A 20,281-nucleotide genomic window follows, 5' to 3' on the forward strand; every position below is an offset into this window, starting at 1 on the left:
CACTTAATTTCGCGGAAAAACCCTTTCGGCAACGGCCTGTTGTGTTGATCGCTGCGCTAAAGCGGTTCACGCCCTCTGAAGAAAGGCGGAGCCGGTGGTGCCAATTTAGTGCGCTTAACCCTGGCTTGAACCGCTTTGGTGCTTTTTGCCTTGATGCAGGCCTGCCAACCTCCATGGAAAACTTGCAAAGCGCGGTGGACACCCTCGTCCACAGCTCCAATACCTTGTTCATTCTGATTGGCGCGGTCATGGTGCTGGCCATGCACGCCGGCTTTGCCTTCCTTGAAGTTGGCACGGTACGGCAGAAGAACCAAGTCAACGCCTTGTCGAAAATCCTCAGTGATTTCGCGATTTCAACGCTGGCCTATTTCTTTATAGGCTATTGGATCTCCTACGGGGTGAGCTTCCTGCAACCGGCCGCGGTGATCAGCGCCGATCATGGCTACGGCCTGGTGAAGTTTTTCTTCCTGCTGACGTTTGCCGCGGCGATTCCGGCAATTATTTCCGGCGGGATTGCCGAGCGTGCGAAGTTTGCCCCGCAACTGTGTGCCACCGCGCTGATCGTGGCGTTTATCTACCCGTTCTTCGAAGGCCTGGTATGGAACGGCAACCTTGGCCTGCAAGCATGGCTGCTCGCAACCTTTGGCGCCAGCTTCCACGACTTTGCCGGTTCCGTGGTTGTTCACGCCATGGGCGGCTGGCTGGCGCTGGCGGCGGTGTTGCTGCTGGGCCCGCGCAATGGGCGTTATCGTGAAGGGCGCCTGGTGGCGTTTGCGCCGTCGAGCATTCCTTTCCTGGCGCTGGGCTCGTGGATTCTGATCGTGGGCTGGTTCGGCTTTAACGTGATGAGCGCGCAAACCCTCAATGGCGTCAGTGGTCTGGTGGCCGTCAATTCGCTGATGGCCATGGTCGGCGGCACCGTGGCTGCCCTGGTAATTGGCCGTAATGATCCCGGTTTTCTGCACAACGGTCCGTTGGCCGGGTTGGTGGCAATCTGCGCCGGTTCCGACCTGATGCATCCGGTGGGCGCGCTGGTCACGGGCGTGGTCGCTGGCGGCTTGTTCGTGTGGTGCTTTATCGCTGCCCAGGTGCGCTGGAAGATCGACGACGTGCTGGGCGTGTGGCCGTTGCATGGCTTGTGTGGCGTGTGGGGCGGCATTGCCTGCGGCATCTTCGGGCAGGCTGCCCTGGGTGGACTGGGCGGCGTGAGCCTGATCAGCCAGTTGATCGGCACCGGGCTGGGCGTGGCGGTAGCATTTGGCGGCGGCTTGCTGGTGTACGGCGTGATCAAGCGCGTGCAAGGGCTGCGCTTGAGCCAGGAACAGGAGTATTACGGTGCGGACCTGTCGATCCACAAGATCGGCGCGGTCAGTCAGGACTGATCGGCGCGTCTTCGTCAGTGTGTGGCGGTGGGTAGAAACCGTGCAGCAGGCGATAGTGGTTGCGCCGTACTTCATTCACTCGCGCCTGCACCTGTTGGTCCGGCAGGCCCAGCAGGATCAGGGCGTGGGAGGCGAGCATCAGGCTCGACTCCAGCAACTCGGGCACCACCTCGCTGGCGCCCGCGGCCTTGAGTTCAGCCAACTGGCTGTCATCGCGTGTGCGCACCAGGATCGGCACGTCTGGGTTGATCTGCCGCGCCTCCTTGAGCACCACCAGGGCGACATCGCTGTTGTCCACCGCGATCACCGCCAACCGCGCCCGTTCCAGGCCGACGGCGCTGAGCAATGCACCACGGCGGCAGTCGCCGTAATGCACACTGCTGTCCTCGGTGGCGGCTTCCTGCACCCGTTCGGGGTCATCATCCAGGGCGATAAACGCCTGTTGTTCGCGGCGCATAAAGCGCCCGATGGACTGGCCTACCCGGCCATACCCGCAAATCACCACGTGTCCGTGCAATTGAGCGTTGAGCGCGGTGATGTGTTCCAGTTGCACTTGCTGGTTGGGCTTGCGATGCAGGCGCAGCGCGATGGCCGGTGCCGCACGTAACAGCAGCGGTGTCAGCAGCATCGAGCAGAAGGTGGCAGCCAGTAGCAGGCCGTTGAACTCATCGGGAATCAACCGGCTCTGCTGCATCTGCGCCATCAGCGCAAAACAGAACTCGCCGCCCTGGGCCAGCGCCAGACCGCTGCGCCAGGCTGTTTCGGTGTCACTGTTACGCCACTTGACCAGCGCCGCGACGACGCTGCCTTTGACCAGCATCAGCGTGAGCGTCAGGCCGAGGATCAACAGGCTGTGGCTGACGAACAACTGCAGATCGATGAGCATGCCGATGCTGACAAAAAACAGCCCCAGCAGGATGTCGCGAAACGGGCGGATATCGGCTTCGATCTGGTGTCGGTAATGACTTTCCCCCAGCAGCATGCCGGCCAGGAATGCACCGAGGGCAGGGGACAGGCCCAGCAGGTGGGTGAGCCAGGCGGTGAGCAAGACAATCACCAGCGCCAGCAGCACAAACAGTTCCGCCGAATGAGACGCGGCGACTTCACGGAACAGGCGTGGCAGCAACCAGCGGCTGGCGAACAACAGGCCCACGAACAGCACCACGGTCTTGCCCAAGGTCAGCGGCAGCGCCCAGTACCAGGCTTGGTCGCTGCTGCCGGCAAATACCGGTACCAATGTCAGCAGCAACACCGCTACGACATCCTGGAACAGCAACACGCCGATCGCATTCTGCCCATGACTGCTGAAGACTTCACCCAGGCTGGTCAACTCCTTGCTGACAATGGCGGTGGACGATAACGCCAGCCCTGCGCCCAGTAACAACGCGACGCCAGGTGCGAGGCCAAAGCTCATCAATAACGCGCCCAGCAATGCCCCGCACCCCAGCACTTGCAGGCTGCCCAGGCCAAATACCACGCTGCGCAGCGCCAACATTCTCGACAGGGAAAACTCAAGCCCCAGGGAAAACAGCAGGAACACCACACCCATCTCGGCCAGGTCCGGCAGGTCTTCGTTGTCATTGACCCAGTCCAGCGCGGTGGGGCCCACTGCCAGGCCTACGCACAGGTAGCCCAGCACGGGCGGCAGCTGCAGCCGGCGAAACAGTGCAATCACCACCAGGGATGAGGCCAGAATAATCAGCAGGTTGGCGAACACAGGCATCTCCGTTGCGGGGCGAGCGGCAAAAAGCCGCAAGAATCGCTGAATCAGTTATAGGCCATGGTGATCTGGATCAGGCTTTTTGCACCGTAGGAGCGAGCTTGCTCGCGAAAAACGTCAACGATAACGCGGGGTTCCTGAGTGAACGCGGCGCGCGGGAGTTTTTCGCGAGCAAGCTCGCTCCTACAGGGGCTTGTTGGGATTAGAATGGACGTTCGTTTCTTGTTCGAGTCTTTTCATCATGCTTCCTGAATGCCAGCTGTTCGGCACCCTGGGTTGCCATCTGTGTGAGATTGCCGAAGCCGAAGTCATGCCGCTCGTCGAGCACGGGTTGTTGGTGGAGTTGGTGGATATCGCCGATCCGGAGGACCTGACAGACGTCTACGGCCTGCGGATTCCGGTGCTTCGCCGCACGGACACCGGGGCGGAACTGGACTGGCCGTTCGACACCGCGCAGGTGGTTACCTTCCTGCGCTGAGATTTATGCGATGGCGGCTTTCCAAATATTAAGTTACTGTATATTCGTACAGCGATTGAATAGAGGGAACGCCCGTGGTGAATGTTGAACAACTTAAAAGCAGCGTCAATCGCATGTCCGCCGATGTGGTGCGTGACGCGGTGAACGAACTGCGCCTCGATGGCCTGGTCACGGAAGGCAAGACGCCGTTTAACAAAGTGCATTTCAACACCTGCTTCGCGGAAATCGAGGCGCTGTTCCAGCGCGCCGGTTATCACAAGCAGCTGGATGTGGTGGGTTATCAGGGCTTGCTCTACGCGTTGTATGACCCGGGTCGTTGGGAAGCGGTGGACGTGCTGCGCTGGCTCAAGGAATTCACCGAGGCGGCAAGCGCCTCGCCAGTGCTGCGAGCTCAACTGGCCAAGGCCTGAGATAGGCCCTAGGCAATCGCGCGCCATGGGCGATAATGCCCGCCTGTTTTCCAGGCTTTGAGCGTCGGCATGTCCACTTCCGTTTTTTCCCCCTCCCAGCACCAAGCCAGCACCCTGTACTTGCCGCCGGGCTCCTGGGTGACGGTGCTCGATTGCCTGTGCGCACACTTTCCGGCCATCGGCCGCGAACAATGGTTGGACCGCATTGCCCGCGGCCGGGTGCTGGATGTCAATGGCAGCCCGATCAGCCTGGGCCTGGGCTACAAGGAAGGCTTGTGCATCTATTACTTTCGCGAAGTGCCCAACGAGAAAGTGATTCCGGTGCTGGAAAACATCCTGTACGCGGATGAGCACCTGGTGGTGGCGGACAAACCGCATTTCCTGCCAGTGACACCCGCTGGCGAATACGTCGAGCACACCTTGTTGCGACGCTTGATCCGGCGCCTGGACAATCCCGCCCTGGTGCCCCTGCATCGCATCGACCGACATACGGCGGGGTTGGTGCTGTTCTCCGCCAACCCGCACAGCCGTTCGGCCTATCAGCAATTGTTTCCCACGCGACGTATCGACAAATTCTATGAAGCCATCGCTCCGGCCTTGCCGCACCTCAGCTTCCCGTTGGTGCACAAAAGCCGTTTGGTGGATGGCGAACCTTTCTTTCGCATGCAGGAAGGGCCGGGTGCCAGCAACACCGAGACGGCGGTAGAGGTGCGCGAGAAAAACGCTGATCTATGGCGCTACGGCCTGTTCCCGGTGACCGGCAAGAAGCACCAGCTGCGCGTGCATATGACGGCGCTCGGGGCGAGCATCTGTAATGACCCGTTCTACCCCGAAGTGATCAAGGATGCCGAGGACGATTACGCCAAGCCACTCAAGCTACTGGCCCAGGGCGTGCGCTTTATCGACCCGGTAAGCGGTGAACAACGCAGCTTTCGCAGCCAGATCACCCTGGACTGGTAAACCCCAGGAACAACAAGGCCCGCGCTAGGCGGGCCTTGTGTGCAAGCGCTGAGGCTTACAGGTCTTTAACGGTGCGAACCTGATCTTTATTGATACGGGTGTGCTTGCCGTCCAGTTGTTCGAATTCGTAGAAGCCCGAATCTTCATCGTACTTCGGGGTGTCGACGGCCTGGATTTCGCGACCGTCATTCAGGGTGATCACTGTTGGCGAAGCGCAACCGGCGAGGGTGGCGAGGCCCAGTGCAAGCATGAGAGCGGCGATGGTCCGTTGAGTCATGAGTTTGTCTCCGAGAGAATACTTTTAAATTGCTGACCTTGTGACGTACGGGACGCCGGCAAAGTTCCTTGTGCAGGGTTCATTCTGACATGCCAGCCCCGGGGTGCAACAGCTCGGGCGTATTAAGATTGGCCAGGCGCGGGTCATCGGCCGGACATTCCAGCGCCACGGCACCCAGTTGCAGCCACAGCTTGCGCGGGCTGCGCTCCCCCGCTTGCCACGCCTGTTCCACCTGGTTTTTCAGGCGAGTGGGGATGACGCACAGCAAGGGTTCCCAGAAGTCACCCTGGCGCACCATCACCGGTAGCTGCCGATTGCGTCGTGCGGTCGCACGCAGGTCGGTGAGCAGTCGCGCATCGATCTGCGGCACATCGCAAGGCAATATCAGCAGATGCTCATGGCGTGCGGCGAAGAGTCCTGCACGGATACCTGCCAGCGGGCCGGGGAAGTCCGGGTTGTCATCGCTCACCTGTTGGTCGGCATAGAGCGCGTAGCGTTCATGGTTGCGGTTGCACGAGATGATCAGGTCATCGGTGAGCGGCCGGGCCAACTGGTGCAGGTGGGCGATCAAGGGCTGACCTTGCCATTCCAGCAGCCCTTTGTCCTGCCCGCCCATGCGTTGGCCGCGACCACCGGCCAGCAACAGGATCGAACACGGCAGGGAAGAAAATTCAAACGTCATGGTGGTTGCGCTGCGGCAGGGAAACAGGGGCCTGTGATATAACATCGGGCTGTTCCTTCGACAACCGGACCGTGCCATGAAAGCCAAGGCCGATGCGCCCTTTGTACCCCTGAATATTGCTGTATTGACGGTCAGCGACACCCGCACCCTGGAGACCGACACCTCCGGCCAGGTCTTCGTCGATCGTCTTGCCGCCGCCGGCCACCGCCTGGCCGAGCGCGTGCTGCTCAAGGACGACCTTTACAAGATTCGCGCCCAGGTGGCCCACTGGATCGCCGAAGACGTGGTGCAGGTGGTGCTGATTACCGGCGGCACCGGCTTCACCGGTCGCGACAGTACCCCTGAAGCAGTGAGCTGCCTGCTCGACAAGCAGGTCGATGGTTTTGGCGAGCTGTTCCGCCAGATCTCCGTGGCCGATATCGGCACCTCCACCGTGCAATCGCGCGCCTTGGCGGGGTTGGCCAATGGCACTCTTGTGTGCTGCCTGCCAGGGTCCACCAATGCCGTGCGCACCGGTTGGGACGGCATCCTCGCCGAGCAGTTGGATAACCGTCACCGCCCATGCAACTTCGTTCCGCATCTGAAGCTGGCCGAACCTTGTGAATCCCGTGGATAAGCCCGGCAAGACCGGCGCCCTGATGCCGGTGGAAGCAGCCCTGCAGCGTTTGCTCGACATGGCCGCCGCCGCGCCGATCCGCGAGCAGGAAGTACTGCCTCTGGCTGAGTGTGATGGCCGGGTATTGGCCCTGGATCTGATCTCCACACTCGACCTGCCACCGTGGCCCAACAGTGCCATGGACGGCTACGCCGTGCGCCTGGCGGATTGGACCGGCGAGCCCTTGGTGGTGAGCCAGCGGATTTTCGCCGGCACTGCACCTGAACCCTTGGCGGCCGGCACCTGTGCACGCATCTTTACCGGCGCGCCGGTGCCCCAAGGCGCTGACTGCGTGCAGATGCAGGAAAACGCCGTGGTGCATACCGACCAGCGCGTGAGTTTCACCGAGCCATTGCAGATGGGCGACAACATCCGGCCTCAGGGCCAAGAGACCACGGTCGGTGAGACCGTACTCAGTGCCGGCACCCGCCTGGGCCCTATCGAACTCGGTTTGGCCGCGTCTCTTGGACGTGATCGACTCGAGGTGGTGCGGCGCGTACGCGTGGCCGTGTTGTCGACCGGCGACGAACTGATCGAGCCAGGGTTGCCGCTCGGCCCTGGGCAGATCTACAACAGCAACCGTCGCGTGCTGTGCAGCTGGCTGGTGCGCATGGGCTGCGAAGTGATCGATGCCGGGATTCTACCGGATGATCTGGAACAGACCCGCGCGCGCCTGGCGGGGCTGGGCAGCGTAGACCTGATCCTCTCGACCGGCGGTGTGTCGGTGGGCGAAGCGGACTTCCTCGGCATTGCCTTACGGGAAGAGGGTGAGCTGGCGCTGTGGAAGCTGGCGATCAAACCGGGCAAGCCGCTGACCTTCGGGCATTTTCGTGGCGTGCCGGTGATCGGTCTGCCTGGAAACCCGGCCTCTACCCTGGTGACTTTTGCGCTGCTGGCGCGCCCGTATCTGCTGCGCCGTCAAGGGGTGCAGGAGGTGCAGCCGCTGCGCTTCGAAGTGCCGGCAGGGTTCGTCTGGCCCAAGCCCGGCAACCGCCGCGAGTACCTGCGCGGGCGGATCGAACAGGGCAAGGCGATCATCTACCGCAACCAAAGCTCCGGGGTGCTGCGCAGTGCGGCGTGGGCTGAAGGCTTTGTGGAGGTGCTGGAAGGGACCACGCTGGCCATCGGCGACCGGGTCAACTTCATTCCTTTGAGCGAAGTCCTTAACTGACCGCGCGCTAAAAATGTGGGAGCTGGTTGGCCTGCGATAGCCATAGGTATTTACACAACCTCTGAACGACGCAAAACCTGTGGCGAGGGAGCTCGCTCCCGTGACGACCGACCAGCCGACGCTTATTTACCTGCCGCCCCGCGCTCCCACATTTGGATCGTGGTGCGTCAGGGAGATTTGCGTCGGTTGGTAGGCCGTCACGGGAGCAAGCTCCCTCGCCACAGATCCAGCGTCGCGCCGAAGTTGTGTAGGTACCGATGGCTATCGCAGCCAAGCCGGCTCCCACATTTGGATGTGTATGTGCCCTATGAGCAATCAGTAATCGTCACCCTGCTCAGTGACATCCCGCTCCACCGGCCCCGCCTCCGGGTCGTAGCCGGCCGGGAACTTGCCCTTCAACGTCCAGGCAAACGCAATGATCTCGGCAATCGTGCGGTACAACTCTTCCGGAATGCTGTCCCCCAGTTCCATGCGCGCCAGCAGCTTCACCAACTCGGCGTTTTCATAGATCGGTACTTCATTCTCCCGTGCCAGCTTGAGGATGGCTTCGGCCAGGGCATCATCGCCTTTGGCTGTCAGGGTAGGGGCCTGTTGGCCGTCGTACTTGAGGGCGATGGCCTGGCGGGGCGGGTCGGCGTTTTTCATGCGGTTTCGTCCACCCAGCGTTGCTCCAGTCCGGTTTTTGGCCCGCGTGGCGGGGTGCCTAGGTGGCAATCCAGGTCGCCGACGTTGAGCCCGGATGAGACCAGGCGCTCACGCAGGCTGCCCAAGTGGCTTTCGATCAGGCTGGCCGTGAAAGGGCGGCTGGCCCATAGCTGGCTGGACAGTTTGCCTTGAGACAGCTGCGCCTGAACTTGCAACGGCCCCAGCGGCTCCATGTCAAAGGCCAGTTCGACGCGCCAAAGCATTTGTTTCGGATCTTTTTTATCCTTGCGCTCGGGCTGGTCCTTGTCTGGCGCGGGCTCCTCGCATTGGAATTTGACCTGCAGCGGCACGATGTCTTGCAGGGTGCGCATGGGGATCTCTAACTGCCAGGTCGTTTGCAGGCGGCCGTCGGCGGTGGTGCCGGTCTGTTCCAGGCTCGACAGTTGATGGCTCTGCAAGCGCGAGATCGCCCCAGCGGCCAGGCGTAGCAGGTTTTCCAGGTCGCCTTCACCTTCCAGTTTTGCCATCAGTCTTTCGGGCAGCGGGAAGCCGGCGGGTATCTGCCGGGCGCCGACCTGGCCGAGGGTGTTCAGCGGGCTGCGCACAAAGTGCGGCAACACCTGGGCCAGGGTATTGGCGGCGAGGATCGCATTCAGGTTGGTGCTGGCGGGCAGGGCGGGCAGCAGGTCTGCCACCAGGCGTAACAGCGCGCCTTTCATGTCCAACGGTGGGATTTGCGGGTTCTGGCCGGCGAGCAGTTTGGCTTCCAGAAAGGCGCCGCTGTTCTGCACTACCTGGGCCAGCACCTTGGGATTGCTGACCTGTGCCAGATCGGGCAAGGCCGCCAACAATCGCTCGGCGGCGGCCCGCAGTTCGGCCGATGTGCTGTCGCCACGGGGCAGGTTTTGCAAGGCGGTGAACACCGCATCCAGCGAGCCTTGGCGACTTTGCTGAGTGGCAAGTTGCTGCGTCACGGCCAGTTGGTCCTTCAGGCCGCTTAGCGGTACGAAGTTCAGGGTCTGCGCGTTCTGCACCACAGCACTGAGCAAGCTGCCCACCCTTAGCGGTTGAGGGCTTTCCAAGGTCAGGGTGGCACCGGCCAGGGCGTTATTGAGCACACTCACCAGCGAGCGATAGATCGCCGGTTGCGCCGTGCCCTGGGGCAGCATCTGCGTGGTCAGCACCTTGGCTTGCAACAACGTACCCACCGGCATCTGGTGGGTGTCGAGGCGAGTGAGAGCGGCCACGTTGGCACTCATGGCTTGCTGCAAGGTAAGGGCCAGGTTGCCCGCAGGCGTCTGGCTCACCGCCACATTGCTGCCCAGAGGCAAGGGCTGGGCACTGCTGGCCTGCACCAGCGCCTGGCGACCGCCTTCGAGGGTCAGTTTGAGCAGTAACTGAAAGGCCTCGCCGCCTTGTTTAAGCGCGATGACCTCAGCGTTCACGGTTTTCCCCGGCTCGATCAACCCGGCCTGCGGCTCCAGCAGTTTGAGCAATGCGCCGGCCCCAGGCAGCGGAGTGGGCCCGGGTGCGGAGGTTGGCGGCAGTGGAGGAAGGTTGATCTCGCCGGTCATCGTGCGCATCGTCTCTGGGGAAATTGCCCTCTTTAGAGTAGGGCATCGCATGTATAATGCCGCCCGTCTGCAAAGAGAGCGGTAAAAACCTCACAACTATTTGATCCAGCTCTCTAAAATCGGTCGCCAAAGCCGTTATTGTGCATCTCTCTATAACGGCCGCTGCACCGCCGACTTGAACCGTAAAGGCCCGTGATCTTTTGACCAGCCCTCTTCTTGAAGCCGTAGCGCTTGCCTGTGAACGCGACCTGCGCCTGCTGTTCGAGCAACTCGACCTGCGGCTGACGGGTGGGGACATGGTGCAAATCAGTGGCCCCAATGGCAGCGGCAAGACCAGCCTGCTGCGCCTGCTGGCCGGGCTGATGCAGCCGACGGCCGGCGTGGTACATCTCAACGGCAAGCCCTTGAACGAACAGCGTAGCGAGCTGGCGCGCAACCTGATCTGGATCGGCCACGCCGCCGGCATCAAAGACGTACTCACTGCTGAAGAAAACCTCAGTTGGCTCAGCGCCCTGCATCATCCTGCTTCCCGTGACGCCATCTGGCAGGCCCTGGCCGCGGTGGGCCTCAAGGGCTTTGAGGACGTTCCCTGCCACACCCTGTCCGCCGGCCAGCAGCGCCGCGTGGCCTTGGCCCGCTTGTACTTGCCCGGCCCGCCGTTGTGGATTCTCGACGAACCTTTCACCGCCCTCGACAAACAAGGCGTGGTTCAACTCGAAGCACACCTGGCCCAGCACTGCGAGCAAGGCGGCCTGGTGGTGCTCACCACCCACCACACCTTGGGGCGTATGCCTGCTGGCTACCGTGAGCTGGACCTGGGGCGGTGGTCGCTATGAGTGTGTTCGCCCTGTTGGTCGCCCGCGAAGCCCGGCTGTTGTGCCGTCGCCCCGCCGAACTGGCCAACCCGCTGGTGTTCTTTGCCATCGTGATCGCGCTGTTCCCGCTGGCGGTTGGCCCGGAGACTAAACTGTTGCAAACCTTGTCCCCAGGACTGGTGTGGGTCGCCGCGCTTTTATCGGTTCTGCTCTCGCTGGACGGGCTGTTTCGCAGTGATTTCGAAGACGGTTCCCTGGAGCAGTGGGTCCTTTCGTCGCACCCGTTGCCACTTCTGGTACTGGCCAAGGTGCTGGCACACTGGGTTTTTTCCGGCTTGGCGCTAGTCTTGCTCTCGCCACTGCTTGCCATGATGCTTGGGTTGCCCGTTGAATGCCTGCCGGTGCTGCTCCTGTCTTTGTTACTCGGCACGCCGGTGCTCAGCCTGTTGGGGGCGGTGGGCGCAGCGTTGACGGTCGGCTTGAAGCGTGGCGGGCTGTTGCTGGCCCTGTTGATTCTGCCTTTGTATATCCCGGTGTTGATCCTGGGCAGTGGCGCGTTGCAAGCCGCGCTCATGGGTATGCCGGCGACCGGTTACCTCTTGTGGCTGGGTAGCCTGACCGCCCTGGCGGTAACCCTGACACCTTTTGCTATAGCCGCCGGCCTGAAAATCAGCGTCGGTGAATAATGAGGTCTGACCCGGCGTCAATGACGCTGAGTCAGTAAAGACCCTGAGCTTTTCGCCACGACGAAAAGCACCGTGATGGAAACAGCAATGAACTGGACCTGGTTTCACAAGCTCGGCTCGCCCAAATGGTTTTATGGCATCAGTGGCAAGCTGCTGCCGTGGTTGAGTATCGCCGCCATCCTGCTGATCGGCACTGGCCTGGTCTGGGGCCTGGCCTTTGCGCCGCCGGACTATCAGCAAGGCAACAGCTTTCGCATCATCTATATCCACGTACCTGCGGCGATGCTGGCCCAGTCCTGCTATGTGATGCTGGCGGTGTGTGGCATCGTCGGCCTGGTATGGAAGATGAAGCTGGCCGACGTGGCCCTGCAATGCGCCGCGCCGATCGGTGCATGGATGACCGCCGTGGCACTGGTGACCGGTGCGATCTGGGGCAAACCGACCTGGGGCTCGTGGTGGGTGTGGGATGCGCGCCTGACCTCGATGCTGATCCTGCTGTTCCTGTATTTCGGCCTGATTGCCCTGGGCAACGCCATCAGCAACCGTGACAGCGCCGCCAAGGCTTGCGCGGTGCTGGCGATTGTCGGCGTGATCAACATCCCGATCATCAAGTACTCGGTGGAGTGGTGGAACACCCTGCACCAGGGCGCCACCTTCACCCTCACCGAAAAACCGGCGATGCCCGTGGAGATGTGGGCGCCGTTGCTGTTGATGGTGCTGGGCTTCTACTGTTTCTTCGGCGCCGTATTGCTGCTGCGCATGCGCCTTGAAGTGCTCAAGCGTGAAGCCCGTACCAGTTGGGTGAAAGTCGAAGTGCAAAATTGCCTGGGAGCACGTGGATGAGTTTTGCTTCTTTCAGCGATTTTCTCGCCATGGGCCACCACGCCCTGTATGTCTGGACGGCCTATGGCATCTGCCTGGCGGTGCTGGCCCTCAACGTCGCCGCGCCGATCCTGGCCCGCAAGCGTTACCTGCAACAAGAGGCGCGACGTCTGCGCCGGGAGACCGAAAAGTGAATCCGCTGCGTAGAAAGCGTCTGTTGATCATCCTTGCCATCCTGGCCGGCGTCGGCATTGCCGTGACCCTGGCCCTGAGCGCCCTGCAGCAGAACATCAACCTGTTCTACACGCCCACCCAGATCGCCAATGGCGAGGCACCGGTCGATACGCGCATCCGCGCTGGCGGCATGGTAGAGCAGGGCTCGTTGAAGCGTTCCGGCGATTCGTTGGACGTGACCTTCGTCGTCACCGATTTCAACAAGGCCGTGACCATCACCTATCGCGGCATCCTCCCGGACCTGTTCCGGGAAGGCCAGGGCATTGTCGCCCTGGGCAAGCTCAACGCCGATGGCGTGGTAGTGGCTGACGAAGTGCTGGCCAAGCACGATGAAAAATACATGCCGCCCGAGGTCACCAAAGCCTTGAAAGACAGCGGCCAAACCGCTCCCGCCACCCCAGTCAAGGAGGGCTGAGCCATGACGTCCGCACTGTTTATTCCGGAGCTGGGCCAGTTGGCGATGATCCTCGCGCTGTGCTTTGCCGTGGTCCAGGCCGTGGTGCCCTTGCTCGGTGCCTGGCGCGGCGACCGCCTGTGGATGAGCCTGGCGCAGCCGGCCGCCTGGGGCCAGTTTGCCTTCTTGCTGTTCGCCTTTGGGTGCCTGACCTACGCCTTCATGACCGACGATTTTTCGGTCGCCTACGTTGCCAACAACTCCAACAGCGCTTTGCCCTGGTACTACAAGTTCAGCGCCGTGTGGGGTGCCCACGAAGGTTCATTGCTGTTGTGGGCCTTGATCCTCGGCGGCTGGACCTTCGCCGTCTCGGTGTTCTCGCGCCAATTGCCGCAAGTGATGCTGGCGAGGGTGCTGGCGGTGATGGGCATGATCAGCATCGGCTTCCTGCTGTTCCTGATCATGACCTCCAACCCGTTCACCCGCATCCTGCCGCAGATCCCGGTGGACGGTCACGACCTCAACCCGTTGCTGCAGGATATCGGCCTGATCGTGCACCCGCCGATGCTCTACATGGGTTATGTGGGGTTCTCCGTGGCCTTCGCGTTTGCCATCGCCGCCTTGCTCGGCGGTCGTCTCGACGCCGCCTGGGCGCGCTGGTCACGGCCATGGACCATCGTTGCCTGGGCCTTCCTCGGTATCGGTATCACCCTGGGCTCATGGTGGGCCTACTACGAACTCGGCTGGGGCGGCTGGTGGTTCTGGGACCCAGTGGAAAACGCCTCCTTCATGCCGTGGCTGGTGGGTACCGCGCTGATTCACTCCCTGGCCGTCACCGAAAAACGTGGCGTGTTCAAGAGCTGGACGGTACTGCTCGCCATCGCGGCGTTTTCCCTCAGCCTGCTCGGCACTTTCCTGGTGCGCTCGGGCGTGCTGACCTCGGTGCATGCGTTTGCCTCAGACCCTGAGCGCGGCGTGTTCATCCTGATCTTCCTGCTGTTTGTCGTCGGCGGCTCGCTCACCTTGTTTGCCCTGCGCGCGCCGGTGGTCAAGAGCCAGGTCGGTTTCAACCTGTGGTCGCGGGAAACCCTGTTGTTGGGCAACAACCTGGTGCTGGTGGTAGCCGCGTCGATGATCCTGCTCGGCACCCTCTACCCGCTGGTGCTGGACGCCTTGAGCGGCGCCAAGCTGTCCGTGGGGCCGCCGTACTTCAATGCGTTGTTCATCCCGCTGATGGGCCTGTTGATGGTGGTGATGGCGGTCGGCGTGCTGGTGCGCTGGAAAGACACCCCGGTGAAATGGCTGGCGGGCATGCTGATGCCGGTGCTGCTCGGCAGCGTGGCCCTGGCGGTGATCGCCGGGTTTGCCTACGGCGACTTCAATTGGGCGGTACTCGCGACGTTCCTGCTGGCAGCCTGGGTGTTGCTCGCGGGGGCGCGGGACATCGTCGACAAAACGCGCCACAAGGGTTTGCTCAAGGGCCTGCCCACCCTGACCCGCAGCTATTGGGGCATGCAGATCGCCCACATTGGTATCGCGGTGTGCGCCCTTGGGGTAGTGCTGTCCAGCCAGAACAGCGCCGAGCGCGACCTGCGCCTGGCGCCGGGCGAGTCCATGGACCTGGCCGGTTACCACTTCATCTTCGAAGGTGCCAAGCACTTTGAAGGGCCGAACTTCACCTCCGACAAAGGCACGGTGCGCGTAGTGCGCAATGGCAAGGAAATCGCCGTGCTGCACCCGGAGAAACGCCTGTACACCGTGCAAAGTTCGATGATGACCGAGGCTGGCATCGACGCCGGTTTCACCCGTGACCTGTATGTGGCCCTCGGTGAACCCTTGGGCGATGGCGCCTGGGCCGTGCGAGTGCATGTCAAACCGTTCGTGCGCTGGATCTGGTTCGGCGGCTTGCTCACCGGGTTCGGCGGGTTGCTCGCAGCGCTGGACCGGCGCTATCGGGTCAAGGTCAAGAGCCGGGTGCGGGAAGCGCTTGGCCTTTCGGGAGCTGCGGTATGAAGCGTTGGTTGATGGTTGTGCCGCTGGCGTTGTTCCTGCTGGTGGCGGTGTTCCTGTATCGCGGGTTGTACCTGGACCCTGCCGAGCTGCCTTCGGCGATGATCGGCAAGCCGTTCCCCGCCTTCAACCTGCCAACGGTGCAGGGTGACAAGACCCTGACCCAGGCAGACTTGCAGGGCAAGCCGGCCCTGGTCAACGTGTGGGCCACCTGGTGCATCTCTTGCCGCGTCGAACACCCGGTGCTGAACAAGTTGGCCGAGAAGGGCGTGGTGATCTACGGCATCAACTACAAGGACGACAATGCGGCGGCCGTGAAGTGGTTGGCGGAATTTCATAACCCGTACCAGCTGGATATCCGCGACGAAGACGGCAACCTGGGGTTGAACCTGGGTGTGTACGGCGCGCCGGAAACTTTCTTCATCGACGCCAAAGGTGTGATCCGCGACAAGTACGTCGGCGTGATCGACGAAACGGTGTGGCATGAGCAACTGGCCGCCAAGTACCAGGCCCTGGTCGATGAGGCCAAGCCATGAAGCGTTGGTTGACCGCTGCCGTTTTAGCCCTGGGCCTGGCCGGCGTGGCCCACGCCGCCATCGACACCTATGAATTCGCCAACGACGCGCAGCGTGAGCGTTTCCGCGACCTGACCAAGGAACTGCGCTGCCCCAAATGCCAGAACCAGGACATCGCCGACTCCAACGCCCCGATCGCCACCGACCTGCGCAGAGAGATTTTCCGCATGCTGGGGGAGGGCAAGGACGACCAGCAGATCATCGACTTCATGGTCGACCGCTACGGTGATTTCGTACGCTACAAACCGGCACTCACCGGCAAGACCGCGCTGCTGTGGTTTGGCCCGGCCGGGCTGTTGCTGGCCGGCGTGGTGGTAATGGCCGTGATCGTGCGTCGGCGCCGTGTCGCACCGATTGATGGCGCCGATGCGCTGTCCCCTGAAGAGCGTAAACGCCTCGACCAATTGCTGGACACCAAGACTGATGATTGATTTCTGGCTCGCAGCCGGTTTGCTGCTACTGATTGCCCTGAGTTTCCTGTTGATCCCTGTGTTGCGTGGCCGTCGTGCCCAGCGTGAAGAGGATCGCACCGCGTTGAACGTGGCGCTGTACCAGGAACGCGTCGCCGAGCTGCAAGCGCAGCAGGACGAAGGTGTGTTGAATACCGCGCAGCTCGACACCGGCCGCGCCGAAGCGGCCCGTGAGTTGCTGGCCGACACTGAAGGTGTGGAAAAGCCCCGCGAATCGCGGTTAGGCAAACCGCTGCCGTTTTTGGCGGCGTTTCTGGTGCCTGTGCTGGGCGTTGCGCTGTACCTGCATTATGGCGCGAGCGACAAGGTTGAACTGACCCGTGAGTTTTCCCAACCGCCGGTGTCCATGGCCGACATGACCCGCCGCCTGGAACGCGCCGCCGCTGCACAACCGGATTCGGCAGAAGGTTTGTACTTCCTTGGGCGCGCCTATATGGCCCAAGACCGTGCCGGCGATGCCGCCAAAGTCTTTGAACGTACGGTTGCGTTGGCCGGGCGCCAACCGGAACTGCTCGGGCAATGGGCCCAGGCGCAGTACTTTGCTGACAACAAACAATGGTCGCCTCAGGTTCAGGCGCTGACCGACGAAGCCTTGAAGCTCGATCCCAAGGAAGTCACCAGTCTTGGCCTGTTGGGTATCGCTGCCTTTGAGGGCCAGCGTTATCAGGAAGCCATCGACTACTGGAACCGCCTGCTCGCGCAACTGCCGCCAGAAGACAATTCCCGTGTCGCCCTGCAAGGCGGGATTGATCGCGCGGCAGAGAAGCTCAAGGAGAGCGGTGGCAGCGTCGCCCAGGCGCCCAAGGCGCTACTGACCGTGCGGGTGGACTTATCTGCCGAAGTGAAGGCCAACGTCCTGCCAGGCGACAGCGTGTTCATCTTTGCCCGCGCCGTAAACGGCCCCCCGGCGCCCTTGGCTGCCAAGCGTGTGACCGTCGACGCATTGCCGGTCACCGTCGAACTGGGCGATGCCGACGCGATGATGCCGCAGTTGAAACTGTCCAACTTCCCCGAAGTCCAACTGGTTGCGCGCATATCCCGGGCCGGCCAACCGACCACTGGCGAATGGATCGGCCGCAGCCAACCGTTGGCCAGCAGCACCACTGCGTTGCAGCAACTGACCATCGACACTCCGGACCAGTAATTCTGAGGACACACCCATGACCGCATTTGCACGCATCACCTTGCTCAGCCTGGTACTCGGCCTGAGCGCCTGTGCGGTCCACCGCCCACCTCCGGCGCCGACCGGCCCGACTATTCCACCGTCTGGCCCCTCGACCCAGCCGAACACCAAGCCCAGCACCAAACCTTCCGGCCCGGTGACGCCACCGGCCAAACCCCTGCCAAGCAAGTCGCCGACCTTTGCCCCACCGCCGGGCGCCGCCAGCCACTGGGACGGCAAGATGCAGGTGTACGTGCTCGACGATCAGCCTGACACCTTCTACCGCCAGCGCACTTACTACCGTTGGAGCAACGGCTGGAGCCGCTCCATCAGCCCCAACGGGCCATGGGAAGAGACCAACGTGCAAGGCGTGCCGCCGGGGTTGAGCAAGCAGTACGCGCAATGACAAAAGGCGGCCTGAGGGTTAATGCCAGTCAGTTAAGACAGAATCGGTAACTGTGGCGAGGGAGCTTGCTCCCGCTGGGGCGCGAAGCGGCCCCAAAAATGGGACTGCTACGCAGTCCAGCGGGAGCAAGCTCCCTCGCCACAAGTCACTGGTTGTCTGCTCTAGCTCTTAACTGACTGGCATTAGGCCTGAGGGTCGCCTTTTTCATGGCTTTCAAACGCACTGTGTAGATCACGGTAGGGCCAAGCAATTAAAGCCCGACGCATGCGCCGAATGCGCAGTGCGCTGTAGTGATGTGGCTATCGCTGGCCTGGCGTGGGAAGGATTGCTAGGTATACTTTCCTGCGGCTACTACGACGCGGCTCCCCGGGTGCAAACCAGGCGCCGCGCAGTGGTCCCGGGGATGTACCGGTGTGGGGACAAGCGAAGAGGGTTTTTAATGGCAGGCAGGTTGATCTATCTCATCGGGCCATCGGGTTCGGGCAAAGACAGTCTGCTGGATGCCGCACGCCCACGTCTGGTTGAGCGTGGGTGCCGCATGGTGCCACGGGTGATCACTCGGTCCGCGGAGGCGGTGGGCGAAGCGGCGCAAGGTGTTAGCCCCGAGCAGTTTGCGGCCATGGAGGCCGAGGGCGCATTTGCCTTGAGCTGGCAGGCTAATGGCTTGTCCTACGGCATCCCCAGGGAAATCGACGATTGGCTGGCCGCGGGGGACGACGTTCTGGTCAACGGTTCCCGTGCGCACCTGGCGCAAACCCGTGAGCGTTATCCGACCTTGCTGGTATTGCTGCTCACGGTGGACCAAGCGGTGCTGCGCCAGCGTCTGATTGCGCGTGGGCGGGAGTCATTGGCGGATATCGAGGAGCGCCTCGCGCGCAATGCGCGGTTCACTGCCGAATTGATTGCCGGTCATGGCGCGGGGTTGTTCGTATTGGATAATTCCGGCCCGTTGGCGCATACCGTCGAACGCTTGCTGTGTTGCCTGGAGCACGGGCATATCGTGAACACCTGACCCAGTAGTGCATGGGTAATGCCAGCGCTCAGATGAAACCCGGAGACGGAGCTCATATTTCTCAATACGCACCCATGCCGACTTGTTGGTGGACTTCAATACGGAGAAGACAAGATCGACCTGTCGCAAATGGCACGCGACGGCAAGATAGCGTTGAACTTCGTTGAAAACTATACAGGGGCGGCAGGGGGCACGATTGTTTGACGCAACGCGGGGCGGGACTTACTCAATGGTTGATTAAGTCCCGCCCCTTTGTGCGTTGTGAAAAGTTTTTATGAGCCGAAGGCCCCGTCAGGACGCTTGGGCAGTGGCCAACGCGGCTTTACGTGACGCACTCAGGAAGCGCAACAAGGCCACCAGCGCAAATGCGCTGCCCACCAGCATGACGGCCAACCAGCCGCCATGTTCATACACGCTGCTGGCAATCGCCGAACCGAACGCACCGCCGATAAAAATGCTGGTCATGTACAGCGCGTTCAGGCGGCTGCGGCTGTTGGCATCGAGGGCGTAGATGGCGCGCTGGCCGAGGACCATATTCATCTGCACGCAGAAGTCCAGAACCACACCGGTGACTGCCAGGCCGATCACGCTGTAGAGCGGGTGTACCAATGCCGGGAGGAAACTCAGCGCGCCAAACAGCATCGCCAGCAACGAGGCGCGGTGGGTATGGCCGGCATCGGCCAGGCGACCGGCCATGGGCGCGGCGATGGCGCCAAGGGCACCGACCAGGGCAAACAGTGCGATCTCGCTTTGGCTCAGGCCGTGGTTACGCGCCAGTTCCAGTGGTACGGCAGTCCAGAACAGGCTGAAGGCAGCGAACATGCAACCCTGGTAGAACGCCCGCTGGCGCAACAGCGGTTGCTCACGCAACAGGGTGCCCAGGGAGCGCAGCAACTGGCCGTAGCTGGCACTGTGATCGGGCTGGCGCTTGGGGATTGTCAGCATCAGCACCACGCTGATAAACGCCATCAGTGCGGCGGCCGCCATGAACATCGCACGCCAGCCGAAGTGGTCGGCCACCACGCTCGACACCGGCCGTGCCAGCAGGATGCCCAGCAGCAGGCCGCCCATGATGCTGCCGACCACCCGGCCCCGGGATTCGGCCGGCGCCAGGTGTGCGGCCAGCGGAATCAGGATCTGCACCGAGACGGAACTGAAACCGATCAGCAGCGACACCAGCAAGAACAGGTTCGGCTGTTCGATAAACGCCGCACCCAACAGGCTGGCGATCGCCACGACGGTGGTGGTGATCATCAGCTTGCGGTTTTCCAGCAGGTCGCCCAGAGGCACCAGGAAAAACAGGCCCAGGGCATAGCCGATTTGCGTGAGGGACACGATCAGGCTGGCCATTGCCGGTGTCAGGCCAATGTCTGGGGCAATCAGCTCGATGATCGGTTGCGCGTAGTAGATGTTGGCGACGATGGCGCCGCAGCAAAACGCGAACAGCATGACCATGCCCCGGGTCATGGTGCCTGCAGCGTGAGAGGTTGCGTTCATGGTGTACTCATAAAGGCGAAGGACGATGGCGTGAGAGAGTAAAGACAAGGCTCTCAAGTGAGTAGGCTGATTGTGGTGATATCACTTATGCCGGCTGATGATACATTCAGACACATCTGCCCTACGCAAAAAAGTGGGAGCTGGCTTGCCTGCGATGGCGGTGCACCAGTCACCAGAAATATGACTGATAGATCGCTTTCGCAGGCAAGCCAGCTCCCACAGGTTTGACCGAGTTGATTCAGTC

The 20,281-nt window shown here is 61.9% G+C and carries 23 protein-coding genes; 17 read left to right on the plus strand and 6 right to left on the minus strand.

Annotated features, from left to right (window positions below):
• Positions 1–173: 173 nt before the first annotated feature.
• Positions 174–1,382 carry an ammonium transporter gene (locus GIW79_RS08405; RefSeq protein ID WP_034127164.1) on the plus strand — a complete coding sequence of 403 codons (1,209 nt, stop codon included), beginning with the start codon at positions 174–176 and terminating at the stop codon, positions 1,380–1,382.
• Here the strand turns inward: GIW79_RS08405 and GIW79_RS08410 are convergent.
• Complete coding sequence (locus GIW79_RS08410) at positions 1,369–3,105, minus strand: cation:proton antiporter (RefSeq protein ID WP_034127165.1); 1,737 nt, start codon at positions 3,103–3,105, stop codon at positions 1,369–1,371. The two genes, GIW79_RS08405 and GIW79_RS08410, sit on opposite strands and share 14 nt — an antisense overlap.
• A 238-nt stretch (positions 3,106–3,343) precedes the next feature.
• On the opposite strand from GIW79_RS08410, the gene GIW79_RS08415 reads away from it, so the two are divergent.
• The 3 genes from GIW79_RS08415 (at position 3,344) to GIW79_RS08425 (ending at position 4,950) form a co-directional block, all read left to right on the plus strand.
• A complete protein-coding gene (locus tag GIW79_RS08415) occupies positions 3,344–3,580 on the plus strand; it encodes a glutaredoxin family protein (protein WP_034127166.1) in 237 nt (78 codons plus the stop codon).
• Between the two features lie 74 nt (positions 3,581–3,654).
• Positions 3,655–3,990 (plus strand): hypothetical protein, encoded by a 336-nt coding sequence (locus GIW79_RS08420; protein ID WP_003189932.1) that lies wholly within the window; start codon positions 3,655–3,657, stop codon positions 3,988–3,990.
• 69 nt (positions 3,991–4,059) lie between these two features.
• Complete coding sequence (locus GIW79_RS08425; protein WP_054920131.1) at positions 4,060–4,950, plus strand: pseudouridine synthase; 891 nt, start codon at positions 4,060–4,062, stop codon at positions 4,948–4,950.
• Between the two features lie 55 nt (positions 4,951–5,005).
• Here GIW79_RS08425 and GIW79_RS08430 read toward each other — a convergent pair whose 3' ends face one another.
• Complete coding sequence (locus GIW79_RS08430) at positions 5,006–5,227, minus strand: YgdI/YgdR family lipoprotein (protein WP_003189935.1); 222 nt, start codon at positions 5,225–5,227, stop codon at positions 5,006–5,008.
• A gap of 79 nt (positions 5,228–5,306) precedes the next feature.
• On the minus strand, positions 5,307–5,909 hold the full coding sequence (mobA, locus tag GIW79_RS08435) for a molybdenum cofactor guanylyltransferase MobA (protein ID WP_236453354.1): 603 nt from the start codon (positions 5,907–5,909) through the stop codon (positions 5,307–5,309).
• Between the two features lie 76 nt (positions 5,910–5,985).
• On the opposite strand from mobA, the gene moaB reads away from it, so the two are divergent.
• Positions 5,986–6,525, plus strand: coding sequence for a molybdenum cofactor biosynthesis protein B (gene moaB / locus GIW79_RS08440; RefSeq protein WP_034127168.1), 540 nt, complete (start codon positions 5,986–5,988; stop codon positions 6,523–6,525).
• Positions 6,509–7,735 carry a molybdopterin molybdotransferase MoeA gene (locus GIW79_RS08445; RefSeq protein WP_057976687.1) on the plus strand — a complete coding sequence of 409 codons (1,227 nt, stop codon included), beginning with the start codon at positions 6,509–6,511 and terminating at the stop codon, positions 7,733–7,735. The genes moaB and GIW79_RS08445 overlap by 17 nt, the downstream gene beginning before the upstream one ends.
• A 315-nt stretch (positions 7,736–8,050) precedes the next feature.
• Here GIW79_RS08445 and GIW79_RS08450 read toward each other — a convergent pair whose 3' ends face one another.
• Both GIW79_RS08450 and fliK read right to left on the minus strand, forming a co-directional pair.
• The gene (locus GIW79_RS08450) at positions 8,051–8,380 is read right to left on the minus strand and encodes an EscU/YscU/HrcU family type III secretion system export apparatus switch protein (protein ID WP_034127170.1); all 330 of its coding nucleotides are present in this window, start codon (positions 8,378–8,380) and stop codon (positions 8,051–8,053) included.
• Positions 8,377–9,954, minus strand: a complete 1,578-nt coding sequence (gene fliK / locus GIW79_RS08455) for a flagellar hook-length control protein FliK (protein WP_236477365.1) — start codon at positions 9,952–9,954, stop codon at positions 8,377–8,379. Before fliK ends, GIW79_RS08450 begins: the two co-directional genes overlap by 4 nt.
• 200 nt (positions 9,955–10,154) lie before the next feature.
• Between fliK and ccmA the strand changes: the two genes are divergently transcribed.
• The 11 genes from ccmA to phnN all read left to right on the plus strand — a co-directional run bounded on the left by ccmA (position 10,155) and on the right by phnN (position 18,540).
• A complete protein-coding gene (gene ccmA / locus GIW79_RS08460) occupies positions 10,155–10,790 on the plus strand; it encodes a cytochrome c biogenesis heme-transporting ATPase CcmA (RefSeq protein WP_236453351.1) in 636 nt (211 codons plus the stop codon).
• Positions 10,787–11,455, plus strand: a complete 669-nt coding sequence (gene ccmB / locus GIW79_RS08465) for a heme exporter protein CcmB (RefSeq protein ID WP_014717701.1) — start codon at positions 10,787–10,789, stop codon at positions 11,453–11,455. The genes ccmA and ccmB overlap by 4 nt, the downstream gene beginning before the upstream one ends.
• Positions 11,456–11,542: 87 nt before the next feature.
• The gene (locus GIW79_RS08470; RefSeq protein WP_096142955.1) at positions 11,543–12,298 is read left to right on the plus strand and encodes a heme ABC transporter permease; all 756 of its coding nucleotides are present in this window, start codon (positions 11,543–11,545) and stop codon (positions 12,296–12,298) included.
• Positions 12,295–12,471, plus strand: a complete 177-nt coding sequence (ccmD, locus tag GIW79_RS08475) for a heme exporter protein CcmD (protein ID WP_034127174.1) — start codon at positions 12,295–12,297, stop codon at positions 12,469–12,471. The genes GIW79_RS08470 and ccmD overlap by 4 nt, the downstream gene beginning before the upstream one ends.
• Positions 12,468–12,926, plus strand: a complete 459-nt coding sequence (gene ccmE / locus GIW79_RS08480; protein WP_014717703.1) for a cytochrome c maturation protein CcmE — start codon at positions 12,468–12,470, stop codon at positions 12,924–12,926. Before ccmD ends, ccmE begins: the two co-directional genes overlap by 4 nt.
• Before the next feature lie 3 nt (positions 12,927–12,929).
• The gene (locus tag GIW79_RS08485) at positions 12,930–14,918 is read left to right on the plus strand and encodes a heme lyase CcmF/NrfE family subunit (protein ID WP_032892675.1); all 1,989 of its coding nucleotides are present in this window, start codon (positions 12,930–12,932) and stop codon (positions 14,916–14,918) included.
• A complete protein-coding gene (locus GIW79_RS08490; protein WP_236453348.1) occupies positions 14,915–15,451 on the plus strand; it encodes a DsbE family thiol:disulfide interchange protein in 537 nt (178 codons plus the stop codon). The genes GIW79_RS08485 and GIW79_RS08490 overlap by 4 nt, the downstream gene beginning before the upstream one ends.
• Positions 15,448–15,921, plus strand: a complete 474-nt coding sequence (locus GIW79_RS08495; protein ID WP_020301388.1) for a cytochrome c-type biogenesis protein — start codon at positions 15,448–15,450, stop codon at positions 15,919–15,921. Before GIW79_RS08490 ends, GIW79_RS08495 begins: the two co-directional genes overlap by 4 nt.
• Positions 15,914–17,104: a c-type cytochrome biogenesis protein CcmI gene (ccmI, locus tag GIW79_RS08500; protein ID WP_054920117.1), complete on the plus strand. Its 1,191-nt coding sequence runs from the start codon at positions 15,914–15,916 to the stop codon at positions 17,102–17,104. The genes GIW79_RS08495 and ccmI overlap by 8 nt, the downstream gene beginning before the upstream one ends.
• Positions 17,105–17,120: 16 nt before the next feature.
• The gene (locus GIW79_RS08505; RefSeq protein WP_034127179.1) at positions 17,121–17,528 is read left to right on the plus strand and encodes a lipoprotein; all 408 of its coding nucleotides are present in this window, start codon (positions 17,121–17,123) and stop codon (positions 17,526–17,528) included.
• 439 nt (positions 17,529–17,967) lie between these two features.
• Entirely contained in the window at positions 17,968–18,540 is a 573-nt protein-coding gene (gene phnN / locus GIW79_RS08510) for a phosphonate metabolism protein/1,5-bisphosphokinase (PRPP-forming) PhnN (RefSeq protein ID WP_236455147.1), read from the plus strand.
• A 291-nt stretch (positions 18,541–18,831) separates the two neighbouring features.
• Here the strand turns inward: phnN and GIW79_RS08515 are convergent, their stop codons facing one another.
• Positions 18,832–20,037 (minus strand): MFS transporter, encoded by a 1,206-nt coding sequence (locus GIW79_RS08515; RefSeq protein WP_054898370.1) that lies wholly within the window; start codon positions 20,035–20,037, stop codon positions 18,832–18,834.
• Positions 20,038–20,281: the final 244 nt, after the last annotated feature.

The organism is Pseudomonas sp. PA-7-1E (assembly GCF_021605325.1).
Classification (GTDB): domain Bacteria; phylum Pseudomonadota; class Gammaproteobacteria; order Pseudomonadales; family Pseudomonadaceae; genus Aquipseudomonas; species Aquipseudomonas fluorescens_BV.

Coding starts and splice junctions, on each gene's coding strand:
- moaB (WP_034127168.1), top strand. CDS start 5,986: ATGAAAGCCAAGGCCGATGCGCCCTTTGTACCCCTGAATATTGCTGTA.
- mobA (WP_236453354.1), bottom strand. CDS start 5,909: ATGACGTTTGAATTTTCTTCCCTGCCGTGTTCGATCCTGTTGCTGGCC.
- fliK (WP_236477365.1), bottom strand. CDS start 9,954: ATGACCGGCGAGATCAACCTTCCTCCACTGCCGCCAACCTCCGCACCC.
- GIW79_RS08415 (WP_034127166.1), top strand. CDS start 3,344: ATGCTTCCTGAATGCCAGCTGTTCGGCACCCTGGGTTGCCATCTGTGT.
- GIW79_RS08490 (WP_236453348.1), top strand. CDS start 14,915: ATGAAGCGTTGGTTGATGGTTGTGCCGCTGGCGTTGTTCCTGCTGGTG.
- ccmD (WP_034127174.1), top strand. CDS start 12,295: ATGAGTTTTGCTTCTTTCAGCGATTTTCTCGCCATGGGCCACCACGCC.
- GIW79_RS08485 (WP_032892675.1), top strand. CDS start 12,930: ATGACGTCCGCACTGTTTATTCCGGAGCTGGGCCAGTTGGCGATGATC.
- GIW79_RS08495 (WP_020301388.1), top strand. CDS start 15,448: ATGAAGCGTTGGTTGACCGCTGCCGTTTTAGCCCTGGGCCTGGCCGGC.
- GIW79_RS08470 (WP_096142955.1), top strand. CDS start 11,543: ATGAACTGGACCTGGTTTCACAAGCTCGGCTCGCCCAAATGGTTTTAT.
- GIW79_RS08410 (WP_034127165.1), bottom strand. CDS start 3,105: ATGCCTGTGTTCGCCAACCTGCTGATTATTCTGGCCTCATCCCTGGTG.
- GIW79_RS08450 (WP_034127170.1), bottom strand. CDS start 8,380: ATGAAAAACGCCGACCCGCCCCGCCAGGCCATCGCCCTCAAGTACGAC.
- GIW79_RS08425 (WP_054920131.1), top strand. CDS start 4,060: ATGTCCACTTCCGTTTTTTCCCCCTCCCAGCACCAAGCCAGCACCCTG.
- phnN (WP_236455147.1), top strand. CDS start 17,968: ATGGCAGGCAGGTTGATCTATCTCATCGGGCCATCGGGTTCGGGCAAA.
- ccmB (WP_014717701.1), top strand. CDS start 10,787: ATGAGTGTGTTCGCCCTGTTGGTCGCCCGCGAAGCCCGGCTGTTGTGC.
- GIW79_RS08505 (WP_034127179.1), top strand. CDS start 17,121: ATGACCGCATTTGCACGCATCACCTTGCTCAGCCTGGTACTCGGCCTG.
- GIW79_RS08430 (WP_003189935.1), bottom strand. CDS start 5,227: ATGACTCAACGGACCATCGCCGCTCTCATGCTTGCACTGGGCCTCGCC.
- GIW79_RS08405 (WP_034127164.1), top strand. CDS start 174: ATGGAAAACTTGCAAAGCGCGGTGGACACCCTCGTCCACAGCTCCAAT.
- ccmI (WP_054920117.1), top strand. CDS start 15,914: ATGATTGATTTCTGGCTCGCAGCCGGTTTGCTGCTACTGATTGCCCTG.
- GIW79_RS08515 (WP_054898370.1), bottom strand. CDS start 20,037: ATGAACGCAACCTCTCACGCTGCAGGCACCATGACCCGGGGCATGGTC.